Annotated in this window: 12 protein-coding genes; 7 read left to right on the top strand and 5 right to left on the bottom strand. The window is 37.5% G+C overall.

Going from position 1 to position 12,492, the window contains the following annotated elements; all coding sequences use genetic code 11:
* Nucleotides 1–48: 48 nt before the first annotated feature.
* The gene (locus tag KO524_RS13075; protein ID WP_219294668.1) at nucleotides 49–483 is read right to left on the bottom strand and encodes a hypothetical protein; all 435 of its coding nucleotides are present in this window, start codon (nucleotides 481–483) and stop codon (nucleotides 49–51) included.
* Nucleotides 484–657: 174 nt separating this feature from the next.
* On the opposite strand from KO524_RS13075, the gene KO524_RS13070 reads away from it, so the two are divergent.
* On the top strand, nucleotides 658–1,095 hold the full coding sequence (locus KO524_RS13070) for a carboxymuconolactone decarboxylase family protein (RefSeq protein WP_219294665.1): 438 nt from the start codon (nucleotides 658–660) through the stop codon (nucleotides 1,093–1,095).
* A gap of 70 nt (nucleotides 1,096–1,165) precedes the next feature.
* On the opposite strand, the gene KO524_RS13065 is transcribed toward KO524_RS13070, so the two are convergent.
* Together KO524_RS13065 and KO524_RS13060 are read right to left on the bottom strand one after the other, a co-directional pair.
* The gene (locus tag KO524_RS13065; protein WP_219294663.1) at nucleotides 1,166–1,633 is read right to left on the bottom strand and encodes a YbaK/EbsC family protein; all 468 of its coding nucleotides are present in this window, start codon (nucleotides 1,631–1,633) and stop codon (nucleotides 1,166–1,168) included.
* A gap of 83 nt (nucleotides 1,634–1,716) precedes the next feature.
* A complete protein-coding gene (locus tag KO524_RS13060) occupies nucleotides 1,717–2,622 on the bottom strand; it encodes a GNAT family N-acetyltransferase (RefSeq protein WP_219294661.1) in 906 nt (301 codons plus the stop codon).
* A gap of 289 nt (nucleotides 2,623–2,911) precedes the next feature.
* Here KO524_RS13060 and KO524_RS13055 point away from each other — a divergent pair, with 289 nt between their 5' ends.
* The 3 genes from KO524_RS13055 to KO524_RS13045 all read left to right on the top strand — a co-directional run bounded on the left by KO524_RS13055 (nucleotide 2,912) and on the right by KO524_RS13045 (nucleotide 5,385).
* On the top strand, nucleotides 2,912–3,505 hold the full coding sequence (locus KO524_RS13055) for a porin family protein (RefSeq protein ID WP_219294660.1): 594 nt from the start codon (nucleotides 2,912–2,914) through the stop codon (nucleotides 3,503–3,505).
* Nucleotides 3,506–3,595: 90 nt separating this feature from the next.
* Nucleotides 3,596–4,645, top strand: a complete 1,050-nt coding sequence (locus tag KO524_RS13050) for a sensor histidine kinase (protein ID WP_219294658.1) — start codon at nucleotides 3,596–3,598, stop codon at nucleotides 4,643–4,645.
* 17 nt (nucleotides 4,646–4,662) lie between these two features.
* Entirely contained in the window at nucleotides 4,663–5,385 is a 723-nt protein-coding gene (locus KO524_RS13045; RefSeq protein WP_219294657.1) for a LytTR family DNA-binding domain-containing protein, read from the top strand.
* Between the two features lie 78 nt (nucleotides 5,386–5,463).
* Here KO524_RS13045 and KO524_RS13040 read toward each other — a convergent pair whose 3' ends face one another.
* Entirely contained in the window at nucleotides 5,464–6,369 is a 906-nt protein-coding gene (locus KO524_RS13040; protein WP_219294656.1) for a DUF6268 family outer membrane beta-barrel protein, read from the bottom strand.
* A 293-nt stretch (nucleotides 6,370–6,662) separates the two neighbouring features.
* On the opposite strand from KO524_RS13040, the gene KO524_RS13035 reads away from it, so the two are divergent.
* The 3 genes from KO524_RS13035 to KO524_RS13025 are packed head-to-tail and all read left to right on the top strand — an operon-like array spanning nucleotide 6,663 to nucleotide 8,866.
* Nucleotides 6,663–7,127, top strand: a complete 465-nt coding sequence (locus tag KO524_RS13035) for a hypothetical protein (RefSeq protein WP_219294655.1) — start codon at nucleotides 6,663–6,665, stop codon at nucleotides 7,125–7,127.
* 59 nt (nucleotides 7,128–7,186) lie between these two features.
* A complete protein-coding gene (locus tag KO524_RS13030; RefSeq protein ID WP_219294654.1) occupies nucleotides 7,187–8,368 on the top strand; it encodes a DUF4221 family protein in 1,182 nt (393 codons plus the stop codon).
* Nucleotides 8,369–8,377: 9 nt separating this feature from the next.
* Entirely contained in the window at nucleotides 8,378–8,866 is a 489-nt protein-coding gene (locus KO524_RS13025) for a hypothetical protein (RefSeq protein WP_219294652.1), read from the top strand.
* Between the two features lie 78 nt (nucleotides 8,867–8,944).
* Here KO524_RS13025 and KO524_RS13020 read toward each other — a convergent pair whose 3' ends face one another.
* Entirely contained in the window at nucleotides 8,945–12,373 is a 3,429-nt protein-coding gene (locus tag KO524_RS13020; protein ID WP_219294650.1) for a methylmalonyl-CoA mutase family protein, read from the bottom strand.
* Nucleotides 12,374–12,492: the final 119 nt, after the last annotated feature.

The following is a 12,492-nucleotide window of genomic DNA, read 5'->3' as shown; positions in this document are numbered from 1 at the left end:
AAGTTGTCTTAATCAATAAAAAATAAGCTTTTATAGTATTTCAGCCTCTTATTTCTTTAAACGTGTTGTCCTCAATTTTTCTACATTCATCGATATGGGCATGATAAATTTATACCTTACCGCTTCACCATTCAGCAGAGCAGGAACCCATTTTGGACCTTTTATAAGTACGTCTTTTATCAATTCATTATATTCTTCTTGGATACCTTGTAAAAACAACAATTCGCTTAAAGCACCATCCTTCTCGATGATAAAAGACATAACCACTCGCGCATATTCACTATCAATCGCAGCCTTAACTTCAATTGGAACGATTAAATTAGTCGAAAGATATCGTTGAAGTGCTGCAATGCCTCCCGGGAAATCAGGATTGGTATCGACTGTCTTATAAATAGGATCTGAAACCTCTTTATAAACAGTTTTGGGCTGCTGTGCCCAAACATGAGCAGTAGGCAGCAATAAAAAGACACTTAAGTACATCATACTTATAGGGGATAACCTTCTATGCATTGTGAAATAATTAATGGATACAACTCCAAAATAAAAGCTTTTACATTTGAAAGACAAACTTATTATACAATTGTTTCTTTCTTAAACCTGTTTAAGTTTTTCAGCTTACAAAAAGTATACATTTGAATAATCTTAAAACATATAACAATGTCAAATAGAATTGATCTTTCACAAGCATTCCCACAAGCCTATAACGCCGTTTTCGAATTGGAAATGCAACTTAAAAAATCGGACTTAACTGCCATTCACAAAGAATTGATTAAAGTACGTGTATCACAAATCAACGGTTGTGCTTTTTGTCTTAATATGCACACTCAAGAAGCTCTTAAAATTGGGGAAACAGCACAACGCTTATTTTTACTTAATGCATGGAAGGAAACCGCGTTATTTACGAAAGAAGAAAAAGCCATACTTCAATTAGCAGAAGAGGTAACACTTATTCACCAAGGTGGAGTGAGCGATGCTACCTATCAAGAAGTTATTGCTTTTTTTGGAGAAAGTTATGCTGCACAATTAATCATGGCAATCATCACTATCAATACCTGGAACCGTATCGCCATTAGCACAACAAAAGATGTTTTCTGATGGGCAGATACGCTGATACGCTGATACGCTGATGGGCACATGGGCTTTAAAGGCGTATGGGCAACTAAACTTAAAAGTTACATACATCAATCCATTGTATAAAGGCTGTCGTTTGTTCCATCTCGTCTATGGTCATTTTAATCACGGATCGCGAGTTTCCACAAGCAGGATAAACCACCGTATTCTGCTTTAAGGAAACATCCAAATACACTGGAATATCCGCATTAATACCAAAAGGACAAACCCCACCAACAGGATGACCGATTACGGTTTCAACCTCTTCAAAACCCAACATTTTAGACTTAAATCCAAAATGAGCCTTAAATTTTTTGTTATCGATTTTGTGAAGACCACCTATAACAATCAACAGAGCACCATGATCCGGGTGTTTTAGTGAAATGCTTTTGGCAATTTGAGCTTCTTGAACACCTAAGGCCTTAGCCGCTAATTCAACCGTAGCACTCGATACATCTAAAACTATTATGTCGGTATCTTTTTCCCATTTTTTCAAATAGTCTCTCGCACTTTCTAAACCCATGATAATCCGTTTATTTTAAATCGATCTCAAGATAATAAAGATTTTCAATTTAAATACATTGTCGCGGTAATACGACTTTTTATTTAAGCCTCTACTACTGTATTTAAAACAGTATCATTCCAAATCAAAGAATGAATTTTCCATCCATGGGTAGTTTTGATTAATTGAAAAGATTTGGTACCCGAACCCGCATACAACTTCCCATCCCACAATCCATTTTTCCGATATCCCGAAAGGCGATGCGCGATTCTCCCTTCTATTTGGGTATGTCGTTTAATTTCCACTTCCGAAAAATCAGTTAACGTTCCATTCGTTAATAACTTTTTACGAGGTAGAAGAAATCCCGCAACGTCAAGTTGTTCCATATTACCTTCTGTAACCTTGGTTATCGTCGCCTTGACGGTAAAGAAACGCTGAATCATTTCCCATTCTTGAGTGGTGTTTTTAAAAAACGCATAATAGGCCTCAATCAGTAAATCAATTTCAGTTTGGTCTTTATCCGTGGTGTACAACATCAGATCCTCGCCTTCTACCAGGATATTTTGAACATAAACCAATCCCAATCGCTCCAATAAACGTTTCGAATTGGTGTTGTTTGTCAGTGTACTGGCTAGAATGGTTGTATGTTCGGAATTTGCTGCCAGCTTCTCAAGGATACAGCTTGCCGCTTCAAAGGCATACCCCTGTTTTCCAAACTCTGCTAAAAAAGCAAAACCAATATCCGGGTAAGGCAAATACGTCCTTTGAATCAGACTAACAACTCCCAGGGGTTGATGGCTCGCTTTATCGAAGACAACCCAAAAAAAGGATTCTGAATTGTTTTCAATGTTTTCAATATACTTTATAGCCCCAGCTGTATCGCTAATTTTTCGATCACCGATAAATTCAATCCAGCCCGGTGAATTGACCAAGCGAAGTATAAATGGAGCATCCGAAATGTGTATAGGATTCAGAATCAACCGTTCTGAAGTATAGACTTGTTTAATCATAATTTATTATTTTGTAAAAAAGTAGGATAAAAAGTTTCTTGTAGTAAAAATTTTATCGTATATTTCTTATATCAAATATAATAGTATTGAAAATAAGTTAATGCCCTTTTACGATAAAAAAATATCGGGTCCCTATTTTAATTGTAAAACGAAAAAGTGTTTTATAGGTAAGGATTGTTTGTTTTCAAAAACCGTTGAACCTATTATCGATGTCGTTGGTCAAAATAATTTTCATCCTTTACGTTCATTTGCGTTACTTTGTACTAATTAATCTCAAAAATAAATTAAAATGAAAAAAATTGTCTTCTTGCTTTTTATAGGCTTGGGTCTTCTATCAGTTCCTACATTTGCTCAATCTCCCTTACCTATCCATATCGGTATTAAAGGAGGTGCCAACTTTACCGATTTATCCCTATCTGAAATGAATCTGAACTCTAAATATTCAGCAGGATATTTTGGAGGTGCTATGGTGCGATTAGATTTAGGTAAAGCCTACCTTCAAGGAGAGGTTTTATATTCTGAGAAAAAATCTAAAATTGAAAACTCAGCAGGAGGTAATTCCAATATAACATGGAAAAGTATTGATGTACCGGTTTTAGTCGGTTATAAAGTACTTGACCTTTCCTTAGTTAATGTACGCGTTTTCGGCGGAGGTGTATATTCTTATGTGTTTGATGACAATTCTTCTGTTTTTAATAATATTCAGAATTCGACAAGAAGTAGCTTTGACAAGTCCCAAATGGGCTTTCAAGTTGGAGCAGGAATCGATGTAATCGGTTTAAACGTAGACTTGCGTTATGAAGGTGGTTTAAGCAAATTGAGTAAAGACTTTGACAAAAGAACGAGCTCATTTAACCTTAGTGTAGGTTATTTCTTTTTGTAATTACCCCTTCCTATCTAGTAGTAAAAAAGGCAAAGAGATGTTTCTCTTTGCCTTTTTTATAAGCTCATTTTTACTGATTCCGCCTAATTCATGAAATTAAATATACTATACCGCCGCTGGGTTTTTATCGTACTGTTCTGGGGTTTATTTGGATTTGCTATCTGGATTCAATTAATTAAAACATTCGATGTAGGTGCGGCTAGTTTTCTACTGCTATCGCTATTGTTCGCCTGTTTTATCATTGCCCACGGATTAAGTGATGTCCTATTACCAAAAGCCTTACAAGAGAATAAAATGAAAACCTTTCTTATTCAGTGCTTTTTCAATGTGCTTCTACTAGCTTTTTTAATCGGATTTATAGAAACTATTTTTACACAATTATACGCCGACGAAATCTTTCGTGAGAAGGAAATCAATGGCGATATAGTCCGTGCTATATGGACCCGTTCATACAGTTCTGTTCCATCCGCCGCCTTAATCATCGGCACCGCCTGTGGATTGCGCTTTTATGTTGAACATCATCGAATCGAACAAAATCACGCCCGCCTACAACGCATTCACTTGGAAGCTCAAATCAAATTATTACAAGATCAAATCAATCCGCATTTGATGTTTAATGTTTTAAATCATATCCATATCTTAATGCAGCGCGACGTCGCTTTGGCGTCAAATCTCTTGATTCAATTTTCCGACATATTGCGCTACCAACTCTATGAATGTAATCGCGAATTTGTCGATTTGGAGCGCGAAATTAAATACTTAAAGGATTTGGTCGCCATCGAACAGGTCCGCTGGGGTGACGAACTCGAAGTACAATGCCAATGGGACATCCAAAATCCCAAACAACACATCACACCACTATTACTAATACCTCTGATTGAAAATGCTTTTAAACACGTATCGCGTATGCCCAATGAAAAAGGGTACATCCACCTCAGCTGTCAACAACGAGAAAAAACCTTGGAATTGCGCATTGAGAACTCCTATTCCCCTGCCTACAAAACCCCCTCACATAGTCAAGGATTGGGATTGACCAACGTACGCAAAAGATTGAGCATCCAATACCCTGATCGACACCAACTCGATATCGACAAAACAGACCTCAGTTTCACCCTATTTTTAAAGTTACAATTAAATTAAAACCCTTAATTCGATTTATGGAATTTCAATTAAACTGTTTGATTATCGATGATGAACCCCTCGCAAGAGTAGGACTTGCTGACTTTGCTGATAAAATAGATTTTATAACTGTAGTCGGCCATTGTTCAACTGCCTTGGAAGCCAGAACTTTTCTACAGAACGGATCCGTAGATTTGATTTTTCTCGATATCAATTTACCCTATTTATCGGGATTGGATTTTCTAAAATCATTGGAAAAACCGCCATTAGTGATTTTGACCACGGCTTATTCCGAATATGCCCTAGAGGGCTATCAATTGCAAGTAGTTGATTATTTATTAAAACCAATCTCTTTTCAAAGGTATTATCAAGCCGTACTCAAAGCCAAGCAACTGCATGAGGCCGCAGTTGGAACAGCGCTAAACATTGCTTTAGATCCTTTTTTATACATACGTCAAGGCGATGGCTTTCAGAAAATTTCCTGGCCAGAACTCCGCTATATCGAAGGGATGCAGAATTACGTCAAGTTGCATTTTAAAGATCAAGTACTCGTTATTCATCAAACCGTACTATCCTTAATGGACAAACTGCCGAAAGAGTATTTTTTTAGAATACACAAATCCTATGTCGTCAATATTTCTCATATCGAATCCATCAACGGCAATAGATTGTTTGTTAGCGGACAACAACTACCGGTATCGAGAACATACAGAGAAACTCTATTACAGGATGTGGTTTATAAAAAATTACTAAGTAAATAAGCTATAAAGAAGTAGCTCCTCAACCCAAAAAGGACTGAAGAGCTACTGTTATTATAAAAATTTCAATAAAAAACCTTATTAAAATTTCCACTTTAAGGCTGCTGCGCCATATAAGGTCGTCGAGAATCGATCGTCAGCATGGTCTTTAATCTTAAATATATCCTTTAATTCTCTCGAATTGGCACTAAAAGATCTGGCGAGACTGGTTCCTGCGGTCAATTCAAGAATCCAATGATCCCCGAGTTTAAACTGTGGACGAAATCCAGCCGTTACTTGCTGATGCCCCAATAACATGGATTCCCCATTCACTTTAATTTCTGCCGTCATCCCATGCAGTTCAACTACGGCTTTTAAATCGACATTTTCCGAAACGCGATAACCCAACTCCAGTCCCTCTGGGAAGGTAATTTTAAAATGCAAAGCTCCCTGAGACTCCCAGTTAAAATAGATACCCGGTAAAACCATCGGCACCCCAAAATTGTTAGTCAGTACTGGTCCGACCCCTAAAGCCAGATTGGGATTGAAGTGTTTGATAAATATCACACCTCCCTGTCCCAGTATATCGTCGCTGGTAATTTGCTCCATATCGGTATAAACGCCCACTGATGCCATCACCAACATCGACCAACTAGTTCCTAAGGGCCGCAAGTGTTTTAACCCAATTTGAGCATTCCACATCTCTTCGGGAAACAAGGCCTTTTCATAATTTTTATTCTGCATTTTTGCATAACTACTCTGTACAAATACCGACCATAATTTAGGTTTATTTTCTGCATTCATTACCAATGACAATGGTATTTCCAAACCGAAATCCACCCGTTTAAAATCACTTTTGGAATCGGTTTTAACGCTATCGATACCGCGAATGTAGTTCGATAGCGGAATGTAGTCGACCTTAAGCTGACCGGACACTCCTGTTTGCCCATAACTCGATAAAACACCTATCCAAGCGCATAACAGTACATAAAAAATGGAAATTCTCATATTTATTTGATTTTTTATGCAAATAACGCCTGAGCGCTAATCGCAATGAAAATCTTTTGACCAATGACATCATAACGTTGACCACCTACTTTTTTCAATTAAATTTCTTGTCATTACTACTTCAAGACATAAGTACCCTTTATTTAAAAAAACACATAAAAGCAACTACAATCACACGTAAACAATACAAAAACAAATTTTAACATGTTAAAATTTAAATTTTTAACATTTTTTATTTGTTTTCTATTTTGCTATTTTTTTCTTTAGCACTTATTAACTTAAATTTAAATATTATGAAAAATATATTTTTTCTTCTATGCATGATTCTCGGACTGTCGAGTTGTGAGAAAGAGGCAAACGTCGAGTATGAGGCAAAAAATCCCGATAAAATAATTTTTAGCGGAAATCGGACTACCTTAAAACATGATGCTCACAGTGGCTTTTATTGTGAAGGCGCACCCTACGATTGTCATGCTGAGGTCGTGATTGAAATGACTTTTGATCAATTGACTGCTGTTGATGAATTTGTCAGATATGTCGTTTCTGACAATCCTAAGGAAGCACTTGCGGTCATTAAAGCAAAGCCGGCTGATTTTATAAATCTTTTCGACCGAAAAATCATCCAAAAAATTAAGCGTTCGGAGGTTTATTTAGAAATTAAACCAACTTCCAAAAAAGATCAAGAAATCGTTGCTTTTTATGACATACGATCTAAAGAAATGTTGCTAGCATATCCGCTAAACATCGTTGAAAAATAATGCATTGTGGCATTAGGTCGTTATACCTTTCTAATGCCACAATTTCAAACTATTTTATTATGCAAAACAAAACACTGTTTTTGATTATTTGTTTGGGTTTGATTTACTTAGCAGTCTCCTGTAGAAAAGAAACCTATCAGTTTACAAAAAACACTAGAACAACCATTAATCTGAATCAAGCTTATGGGAAATATCACTATTTTACTGATAATCAAAAGGAATATATTAGTTTTCTATCAACAACCAAGAAACTAATAGCCGTATATGATTTAGACGGAATAAAAAAGATGGATGTTTCTTTGCAAGCGTTTTATAATCAGGATCGTCATTTAAATAATTATTATGTAAAATCACTTGACACCATCATTCTTTTGTCTACCACCACCAATAATTTGCACTTGATGAATTCTTTAGGTGAAATCTGGAAAACCATAAAACTCGATAAACTTATCTCCAATACTACTGATGAATACACCTACGCCCTATCTCGCATTTTTCACCAACAACAGTGGAGCAACGATAACTATTTTTTATTTGCTTATTACACCATGAGCAATTTACAAAGCCCGAGCAGCTATGCTGATGAGTACGATTGGTGGGTCGATTTCTACACCGCTTTTAATCAGTCCTTTCAATTGTTTCGGCTTGGCGATTTGTTCACGGAAAATCCTACTGCAACTTTCTTCGCTCCCTTTCCAAAGTTTAAAGAATTACAAAGAACCCTAAGTGTCTCAGCTTATGCCTATGTCAATAATTTAGTGATTTTATTCACTTACGACTCCAATCAGGTCGAAGTCTATGACCCCAATACTCTTGAATGTATACACAAATTTGATTTACATTCTAGGTATACTGAACTAGGCGGTAAGGGTCTGAAAATCGAACGCAATATGAAAATGAACGAACAGGAATATACCAACCAAGAGTTGTTTTATGGTGGTCACATACGTTGCTTTCTCTATGATGAGGCCAATCAATTGTATTGTGTCTTTATATCACACCGCCAAGATGGAGAACGCTATCCCGAACGAAAATTCGAAAATGCACAACACTCCTTGTTGCTATACGATAAAAACTTTAAATTCCTCGATGAAATCTTATTAGTTGGTAAATACGCATACACGGGTTCATTTGTTACTTCAAAGGGAATGATGATACGAAATTTAGAAGACGGACACTTCAATAGGACAGTAAAATTCGACTATTTCGACCTAAAAAAACAGTTAACTAACAAAAACTAAACCTTAGTTATGAAAACGTTATCCCAACTTATCCGTTTATACAAGCTTAAAATATTGGCGCTGTTTATGGTGTTTTTTCTTTTCTCCTGCCAAAAGCAATTTGACAAACAAAACCGCATCCAATCCATCATCAAAGATAGTCTTAAAATTGAAAAAGAGTACTCTAGTATAATAGTATTGGGACCAGGTGGCTGCTTGAATTGTGATAAAAACTTATACTCCCTAATATTAAATAATCTCGATAACGAAGAAGTCCTCTTTGTGGTATCTGCAACGGGAAGTGCTTTTGATGTTGAAGAATTAGAGTCTAAAGAAAGTCCGAATTTAGTGTTTGACTATAAAAATTATTTTGATAAAACCAATTTGTTTCTCATGGCCTCTGGTGCAATCTTTTTTAAAGGGAATCCTCCTGTATTAGATACGATTATACAAATGAGTTCGAGAGATATAAGTAATCGCATCGGTTACATCGCGAAACGAATCAATACTACTGAATAATAGTAGGAATAATCGAACTGCTTAAAAACAACAAAACCTCTCCAAGGAGAGGTTTGTTTAATTATCAATTAATCTAGATTACATATTTCTACGGTATTGCCCACCTACTTCAAACAGTGCTGAAGTGATTTGCCCTAATGAGCAAACCTTGGTCGCTTCCATCAATTTCTCAAAGATGTTTTCGTTTTGGATGGCTGCATATTGAATTTCTTCAATTTGATGTTGAATCTGGCTTTCATTGGCTTTGTTCAAATTCTCTTTGGTGTGAATCTGGAACATTTTTTCTTCTTCCGTTGCGCGAATTACCTCAGCAGGAACTACTGTAGGAGATCCCTTTTTACTCAAGAAGGTGTTTACGCCAATAATAGGGAATTCACCCGTGTGTTTTAAAGTTTCATAATACAAACTTTCCTCTTGGATTTTAGAACGTTGGTACATGGTTTCCATCGCTCCCAAAACGCCTCCGCGTTCTGTGATACGATCAAATTCCATCAATACCGCTTCTTCCACCAAGTCGGTCAATTCTTCAATGATAAACGCCCCTTGTATCGGGTTTTCGTTTTTCGCCAATCCCAATTCTTTATTGATAATCAACTGTATCGCCATCGCTCTACGTACCGATTCTTCGGTTGGTGTCGTAATCGCCTCATCATACGCATTGGTATGCAAAGAGTTGCAGTTATCATAAATAGCATAAAGCGCCTGAAGCGTTGTACGGATATCGTTAAAGTCAATTTCCTGAGCATGTAACGAACGACCCGATGTTTGAATATGGTATTTCAACATCTGAGCACGTTCATTAGCACCGTATTTTATTTTTAAGGCCTTGGCCCAAATTCTTCTGGCTACACGTCCAATCACAGAATACTCCGGATCAATACCGTTGGAGAAGAAAAACGACAAGTTCGGCCCGAAATCATTGATGTCCATACCGCGGCTTAAGTAATACTCTACATAAGTAAAACCATTGGCCAAAGTAAAACCTAACTGAGTCACAGGATTTGCCCCAGCTTCTGCAATGTGGTATCCAGAAATAGAAACCGAATAAAAGTTTCGAACGTTTTTCTCGATAAAGTACTGCTGTACGTCACCCATCAGTCTCAAGGCAAATTCAGTAGAGAAAATACAAGTATTTTGCGCTTGATCTTCTTTTAGGATATCCGCTTGTACCGTTCCCCTAACTTGAGAAAGGGTTCTGGTTTTGATATCTTGATATACGTCGTTTGGCAATACCAAATCTCCCGTTACCCCCAAAAGCATCAATCCCAAACCGTCGTTACCCTCTGGTAAGTCTCCGTTATAGGTTGGGCGATCAATACCCTTTTGTTTATAAATCTTCGCTATTTTAGCTTCTACTTCTTTTTCCAATCCGTTTTCTTTGATGTACAATTCACATTGCTGATCAATAGCGGCATTCATAAAGAAGCCCAACAACATCGGCGCTGGTCCGTTGATCGTCATACTCACGGAAGTCATGGCGTGCGCCAAGTTAAATCCAGAATACAGTTTCTTGGCATCGTCCAAACAACAGATGGAAACTCCGGCATTCCCGATTTTACCATAAACATCTGGACGATGTCCTGGATCATTACCGTAAAGGGTTACCGAGTCAAAAGCCGTTGATAAACGCTTTGCAGGCATACCCAAACTCACATAATGGAAACGTCTGTTGGTACGCTCCGGTCCACCTTCGCCAGCAAACATACGCGTTGGATCTTCACCCTCGCGTTTAAACGGATATAGTCCGGCCGTAAAAGGAAATTCTCCCGGTACATTTTCTTGTAAAGACCATCTTAAAACATCACCCCAGGCCTGATATTTAGGCATGGATATTTTTGGTATTTGCAAATGAGATAAACTCTCGGTATGCGTGGCAATTTTAATTACTTTGTCACGAACCTTAAATTCGTAAAAAGGATTTTTATATTTTTCTTTTTTGTCCGACCAATTGATGATAATCTCCCAATTGTAAGGATCTAAGTTTAATTTTTGACGGTCAAATTCCGCAAACAACAATTTAATAAACTCGACCTTATCCGCTTTGGCTCCTACTAAAACTGCATCGTCCAATCCGAATTTTGTCAATTCTGGTAAGGTTCCTGTTACAGATTCAATTGTTCTATAGATTCCAAACAGACGCTGAGCTACTTCTTGTTGAGAAAGGGAAGTCTGATCGTATTTTCTATTGCTTTCTGCAATTTCGGATAGATAACGCGTTCTACTCGGTGGAATCACATAAATCTTTTCACTCATCTCTTTGGTGATTTCAAAAGTAGACACCAAATCCGAACCAGCTCTCTCTACCAAACAATCCATAATGGATTTGTATAGCGTATTCATACCCGGGTCATTGAATTGTGAAGCGATGGTTCCAAATACCGGCATCTCATCTGGATTAACATCCCATAAGTTATGATTGCGTTGGTATTGTTTTTTAACGTCTCTAATCGCATCTAGAGCACCTCTTTTGTCAAATTTGTTGATAGCAACTAAATCTGCGAAGTCCAACATATCAATTTTCTCTAACTGCGTAGCTGCTCCAAACTCAGGAGTCATTACATATAGAGAAACATCGGAGTGATCCATAATCTCGGTATCCGACTGTCCAATACCCGAGGTTTCTAAAACAATCAAATCGTAATTGGCCGCTTTTAAAACCTGAATGGCTTCGGCTACATATTTCGACAAGGCCAAGTTGGATTGACGTGTAGCTAAGGAACGCATATAAACCCGAGGGCTGTTGATGGCATTCATACGAATACGGTCACCTAGTAAAGCACCTCCTGTTTTTCTCTTCGACGGATCGACAGAAACCAAGGCGATATTCTTTTCTGGAAAATCAATCAAGAAACGTCGAACCAATTCGTCGACTAAAGAGGATTTACCCGCTCCACCTGTTCCGGTAATTCCCAAAACTGGTGTGGATCTGTCTTTATTTATTTCGTGTATTTTATCAAAAACGGTTTTTGAAACCTCTGGGAAGTTTTCCGCAGATGAAATCAAGCGCGCTATAGCTCTGTCGTTCTTTTCTTGTAGTAGGTCTAATTCATTGGTCAATTTGTCACCTAAAGGATAGTCTGAACGTTGAACCAAATCGTTAATCATTCCTTGTAAACCCAAGGCACGACCATCATCTGGCGAATAAATACGCTCCACGCCGTAATCCTCTAATTCTTGAATTTCAGTCGGTAGGATTACTCCTCCTCCTCCTCCGAAGATTTTGATGTGTTCGGCTCCTTTTTCTTTTAATAAATCATACATGTATTTGAAATACTCTGTATGTCCTCCTTGATAGGAAGTCATGGCAATGGCATTGGCATCTTCTTGAATGGCGGTATTCACTACTTCTTCTACACTGCGGTCGTGTCCAAGGTGAATAACTTCTACACCAGTCGCTTGTATGATTCGGCGCATGATATTGATTGCAGCGTCGTGTCCGTCAAATAAAGAAGCGGCAGTAACGATACGTATTTTATTTATCGGCTGATAAGGTTTTGTGGGTTCCATGGTTTAATAGCTATTTAATCGACGGGCAATTTACGCAAATATTCACGATTTTGCAAAGGAGCCCATTTATCTATTTCGCTAGGCATGTATTCGCGAATTTGCACATTCGCGCATTGTAA

It is taken from the genome of Flavobacterium sp. NKUCC04_CG (assembly GCF_019345525.1).
Classification (GTDB): Bacteria; Bacteroidota; Bacteroidia; order Flavobacteriales; family Flavobacteriaceae; genus Flavobacterium.
Note: the sequence above shows the minus strand (reverse complement) of the source record. Positions and strands in the feature narration are given on the sequence as shown.

What these genes read in the sequence shown, in the direction of transcription:
- KO524_RS13050 (WP_219294658.1), top strand. Translation starts at nt 3,596, where the DNA reads ATGAAATTAAATATACTATACCGCCGCTGGGTTTTTATCGTACTGTTC.
- KO524_RS13030 (WP_219294654.1), top strand. Translation starts at nt 7,187, where the DNA reads ATGCAAAACAAAACACTGTTTTTGATTATTTGTTTGGGTTTGATTTAC.
- KO524_RS13055 (WP_219294660.1), top strand. Translation starts at nt 2,912, where the DNA reads ATGAAAAAAATTGTCTTCTTGCTTTTTATAGGCTTGGGTCTTCTATCA.
- KO524_RS13060 (WP_219294661.1), bottom strand. Translation starts at nt 2,622, where the DNA reads ATGATTAAACAAGTCTATACTTCAGAACGGTTGATTCTGAATCCTATA.
- KO524_RS13075 (WP_219294668.1), bottom strand. Translation starts at nt 483, where the DNA reads ATGATGTACTTAAGTGTCTTTTTATTGCTGCCTACTGCTCATGTTTGG.
- KO524_RS13020 (WP_219294650.1), bottom strand. Translation starts at nt 12,373, where the DNA reads ATGGAACCCACAAAACCTTATCAGCCGATAAATAAAATACGTATCGTT.
- KO524_RS13070 (WP_219294665.1), top strand. Translation starts at nt 658, where the DNA reads ATGTCAAATAGAATTGATCTTTCACAAGCATTCCCACAAGCCTATAAC.
- KO524_RS13065 (WP_219294663.1), bottom strand. Translation starts at nt 1,633, where the DNA reads ATGGGTTTAGAAAGTGCGAGAGACTATTTGAAAAAATGGGAAAAAGAT.
- KO524_RS13045 (WP_219294657.1), top strand. Translation starts at nt 4,663, where the DNA reads ATGGAATTTCAATTAAACTGTTTGATTATCGATGATGAACCCCTCGCA.
- KO524_RS13040 (WP_219294656.1), bottom strand. Translation starts at nt 6,369, where the DNA reads ATGAGAATTTCCATTTTTTATGTACTGTTATGCGCTTGGATAGGTGTT.
- KO524_RS13035 (WP_219294655.1), top strand. Translation starts at nt 6,663, where the DNA reads ATGAAAAATATATTTTTTCTTCTATGCATGATTCTCGGACTGTCGAGT.
- KO524_RS13025 (WP_219294652.1), top strand. Translation starts at nt 8,378, where the DNA reads ATGAAAACGTTATCCCAACTTATCCGTTTATACAAGCTTAAAATATTG.